General features: G+C 66.8%; 4 protein-coding genes. 2 read left to right on the forward strand and 2 right to left on the reverse strand.

Going from position 1 to position 4476, the window contains the following annotated elements:
- Nucleotides 1-575, reverse strand: a 575-nt coding sequence (locus A5698_RS18360; protein ID WP_156670809.1) for a DUF222 domain-containing protein, incomplete at its 3' end; no start/stop codon positions are given.
- Nucleotides 576-640: 65 nt separating this feature from the next.
- On the opposite strand from A5698_RS18360, the gene A5698_RS18365 reads away from it, so the two are divergent.
- The gene (locus A5698_RS18365) at nucleotides 641-1591 is read left to right on the forward strand and encodes a threonine ammonia-lyase (RefSeq protein ID WP_067082750.1); all 951 of its coding nucleotides are present in this window, start codon (nucleotides 641-643) and stop codon (nucleotides 1589-1591) included.
- Nucleotides 1592-1610: 19 nt separating this feature from the next.
- Here the strand turns inward: A5698_RS18365 and A5698_RS18370 are convergent, their stop codons facing one another.
- Complete coding sequence (locus A5698_RS18370; RefSeq protein ID WP_067082752.1) at nucleotides 1611-3077, reverse strand: peptide MFS transporter; 1467 nt, start codon at nucleotides 3075-3077, stop codon at nucleotides 1611-1613.
- 210 nt (nucleotides 3078-3287) lie between these two features.
- On the opposite strand from A5698_RS18370, the gene A5698_RS18375 reads away from it, so the two are divergent.
- A partial coding sequence (locus A5698_RS18375; protein WP_068299850.1) for a DUF7159 family protein occupies nucleotides 3288-4476 on the forward strand: 1189 nt, incomplete at its 3' end.

The raw sequence follows: 4476 nt of genomic DNA on the forward strand, positions 1-4476 counted from the left end.
TCGGTGGGCTCGGGGCCGTCTTGGTCGAGCAGAAACAGTGTGAGGTCGGCGGTGTCGGTGAGTTCTTTGGGCCCGACCTTGACCGCGGTGCGGACCAGGTCGAGTTCGAATTGCTCGCGGGTGGGCGCGTCCACCCAGCTGGGCAGTTTGGTGATCGATTTGCGAATGACCTCGACATGGTCGGTGTTGATCAGCCCCGAAGATTGGGCAGCGGCGGTGGCGGGCAGGGCCGGTGGCAGCGACGGCCCGGTCACCGCCTGGCGCGGGGCCAGCAGCTCGGCCTCGGTCAACCGCCGATGCGCCTCGCTCGTCGAGATCCGGTAGCGCACCCGCAGCACTTCTTTCCAGGTGTGAGCACCCATCTCATTGGGCGTCGTCTCACACTGCAGACGAGCCAACAAGCGGTGACCCATCGTCGGGAGCTGACACGACAACGTCTCCCACTCATCAAGCGCAGCCACCAACTCATGCCGGGTCAACAGATCCACATCGCAGGCGGCCACCTCCTCATAAGCCGCACGCAGCGCCGATATCGCCGCCTGCAACGCCGTCCCCGACATGTCTCGAACATACATTCGAGGTCTGACAAATCCCGATTCACGCTCGGGGCCGATCCCGGCACTGGGAGCACACTGGTGGGGTGGATTTGGTGACACTCGAAGACATCGAGCAGGCCGCCGCGCGTATTCGCGCCTTCGTGCTGCGGACGCCGCTGCTACCGGCACCGTGGGCCGGCGACGACGACCGCCCGTTGTGGGTGAAGCCCGAGAGCCTGCAGTCGATCGGAGCGTTCAAGGTGCGCGGTGCGTTCAACGCGATCGGGCATCTCGACGAATCCGTACGCACCAGGGGAGTGGTCGCCTACTCCAGCGGGAACCACGCCCAGGCAGTGGCCTACGCAGCGGCGGTATACGCGATCCCCGCCCACATCGTGATGCCGGAGGAGACCCCGGAGGTCAAGGTTGCGGCCACCCGCAATCACGGCGCGACGGTCGTGTTATGTGCTGCGGGACAACGGGAACGGGTCGCCGCCGAACTGGTGGAGGAAACCGGCGGGGTGCTGATACCGCCGTTCGATCACCCCGACATCATCGCCGGACAGGGCACGATCGGGTTGGAGATCGCCGAGGACCTACCGACGGTCGACACGGTGCTGATACCGGTCAGTGGTGGCGGCCTCGCCTCGGGTATCGGCACGGCGGTCAAGGCGCTGTGCCCCAACGCGAAAGTGATCGGCGTCGAACCCGAACTCGCCGCCGACACGGCCCAGAGCCTCAGCGTCGGGCATCGCGTCGACTGGTCCATCCAGGACCGCAACCGCACCATCGCCGACGGGCTGCGTTCGCAACCGTCGGAGTTGACCTTCGCTCATCTGCAACGGGTGCTCGATGACATGGTCACCGTGACCGAGGACGAAATTCGTTCCGCAGTACGCGAACTCGCGCACCGAGCGCATCTGGTGAGCGAACCCAGCGGTGCGGTCGCGCTCGCTGCCTACCGCAAGCAGGCCGGTCCGGCGGGCCGAACGGTGGTCGTTCTCTCCGGTGGCAATGTCGAACCCACACTGCTGCAGGAGATTCTGGCCGCATAGCCGTCGCCCGAACCCGGCGTCAGTGCACACCTTCCATGTGGCGGCTGATCCACGGCGCGAGCGCGAACACGATGACACCGGCCGCAACCGCGACCACCCCGATGATGCCGAAGTAGGCGAACTCGTGAGTCGGCTTGTAATAACCGGCCAACACACCGGACATCGCCGTGCCGATCCCGACGGAGAAGAAGTACAGCGCCATCATCTGCGCCCGAAATGCCTCGGGCGCAAGCTTTGTGGTGGCCGACAGCCCGATGGGTGAAAGCATCAACTCGCTGATCGCGAACACCGCCATCACGCCGACGATGTACAGCGCGGGCACCGCCTCGCCGCTGGTGCCCGCCATCGGGAGAAAAAGCAGGAAAGCCAAGCCCATCCCGATCACGCCGTAGGCGAATTTCCGCGGCGTCGTCGGAGCACGGCTGCCGAGCCGTGTCCACATCGCCGCGAAAAGTGGCGACAGCGTGATGATCCACACCGGTTCGATCGAGCCGATCCAACTCGATGGCGCGGTCCACCCGAAGATGGACCAGTTCATGCGCTCATCGGAGTACACGGCCAGCACGGTGAAGATCTGTTGGAACAGCGACCAGAACACCGCGTTGGCGACGAACAGCGGAATGAACGCACGGACCCTGGTGCGCTCGACCGTCGTGACTTTGGAGCTGGTCAGCATCACCGCGAAGTAGGCCACCGACGCCACGACGAGGACCCCTGTCGTCACATGCGACAGATTCGACAGCTTGACCACGCCCGTCGCGAACACGGCGCCGATCAGTACCGCGGCCGCGATGGCGATCAATCCCAGCCGCCCGAAGACGTTGCGGGGCAGGGGATTAGGAACATAGCGGCCATGATCACCGAGATTGCGCCGGAAGACGACGTACTGCGTCAACCCCAACGCCATGCCGACCGCTGCCGCACCGAACCCGTAGTGGAATCCGATCCGGGTCTGCAACAACCCGGTGATGAGCGGGCCGATGAAGGCGCCGAGGTTGATGCCCAGGTAAAACAGGGTGAACCCGCCGTCGCATCGGGGGTCGCCCTTGTCGTAGAGCGTGCCCAGCAGCGACGATGCGTTGGCCTTGAGCGCGCCGGAACCGAGCGCGACGAGCACCAGGCCCGCGGCCACGCCCGTCAGCCCGGGAACGATGGCCAAGGCGATATGGCCCAGCATCACCACGAAGCCGCCGTAGAAAACCGTCCGCTCCATGCCCAGTAACCGGTCGGCGATCCACCCGCCGAGCACGGTCGACAGGTAGACCAGCCCGCCGTAGGCGCCGACAATGCCGGTGGCGGTGCTCTGCGGAAGTCCGAGACCGCCGTCGGTGACCGAGTAATAGAGGTAGTAGCCGAGAATCGTGAGCATCCCGTAGAACGAGAACCGCTCCCACAGCTCCACCCCGAACAGGTTCGTCAGGCCGATCGGGTGACCAAGTACCGTGCGCCCGCTGGGCCCGCCCTCCGCCTGCTCGACTGCCGCCATGTGTGTTCACCCTGCCACGGCCATCTGCACCTGGTGCGGGATAGCGAACAATTGCCTCGGCAAAGACGTTCGGACTTCGCTTACAGGAGTTTCAGCGGCACAGCACATTTCGATTCAATGCGAATGAGCCACGGGCCGACTCCCCGGAAAATGGGCGAGGCGCAGTGCTGTTACCGTCACCCCGGTAAGTGGACGTCCGAAAGGGTGTGAGTGGACGCCGTACTGGGCTTGTCGGTGACACCATCTGCCATCGGCCTTGTCCTCGTCGAAGGACAGGGCGCCGATGGCCCCACAGTCGACCGCGATGCCATTGAGATCCCTCCCACCCGCCGGTGCTCTCCGCGGCACACATCCGACGAGGCCGCAGCGGCGGTATTGCGGGCCGAGGCCGTGGCCGCCAACCGCGGCCACCGGTTGCACACGATCGGTGTGACGTGGAGCGACGACGCCGAAACCGAAGCGGCGCTGCTGCTGAGGTCGTTACGCGAATGCGGATTCGACAACGTCGCCGCGATTCAGCTGCCCGAGGCGTCGGAGGCGTTGGCGTGGGGTGTCGCCGATTTGATCGGCAACGTCGTCACCGCGGTGTGCGTCATCGAATACGACGCGGTCATAGCGCTGATCGTGCACACGGGAGAAGGTGCGGTGCAGACCGCCGTCAACCATGCGATCGACAGCGAGGAATCGTTGATTCGCTGGCTGAACACCGTCTTCGCCACCGCCGAGTGGCGGCCCGAGGCGTTGGTACTCGTCGGCTCGGGTGCCGACCTGGACGCCATCATGCCCCGGCTCGAAACCGTGCTGTCGGTGCCGGTGTTCGCACCCGCCGAGGCCGAGTTGGCCCTGGCCCGCGGCGCCGCGCTCGCCTCGGCCGACAGCGGCCAACCGGTGGCGGCCACCGATCGGCCGCTCAGGGCGGGCACACAACGTCAACGGCAGCCCGCCCAGACCGGCCCGCTGGCGATGCTGGCAGCGGGAACCGTCACCTTCGTTGTGTCGGTGTCGGCGGCCATCAGCATGCAGCTGGCCCCGGGGAAGGTGTCCACTCCCGCCGAACCGAGTCCGGCCGCCAAATCGTCGCCGGATCTCGCTGCCGCAGCGGCTCCCCGTCCTGCCGCTCCGCCGGCGCCCGCGGCCCCACCGGCCCCGCCACCGGCCGAGCTTCCTGCGCCGCCCGAGGAACCGCCCGTCGCCGTCGTCGACATCCCGGCCGCCGTGGAGGATCCACTGCCGCCAGCCGCTCCGCCGCCGGAGGCGCCCATCGCCCCCATCCCCGGGGCGCCGGTGTTGCCGCCGGAGTCGATGGCTCCCGGCCTGGTGCCGGCGGGCATGGTCGGCGCGGACACCGCAAAGGTGCGCTCGGCGGCCGCGCGGTCTTCGATCGCCCGGTTGAACGTCA

It is taken from the genome of Mycobacterium sp. E136 (assembly GCF_001666865.1).
In the GTDB taxonomy this organism is placed as follows: Bacteria; Actinomycetota; Actinomycetes; order Mycobacteriales; family Mycobacteriaceae; genus Mycobacterium.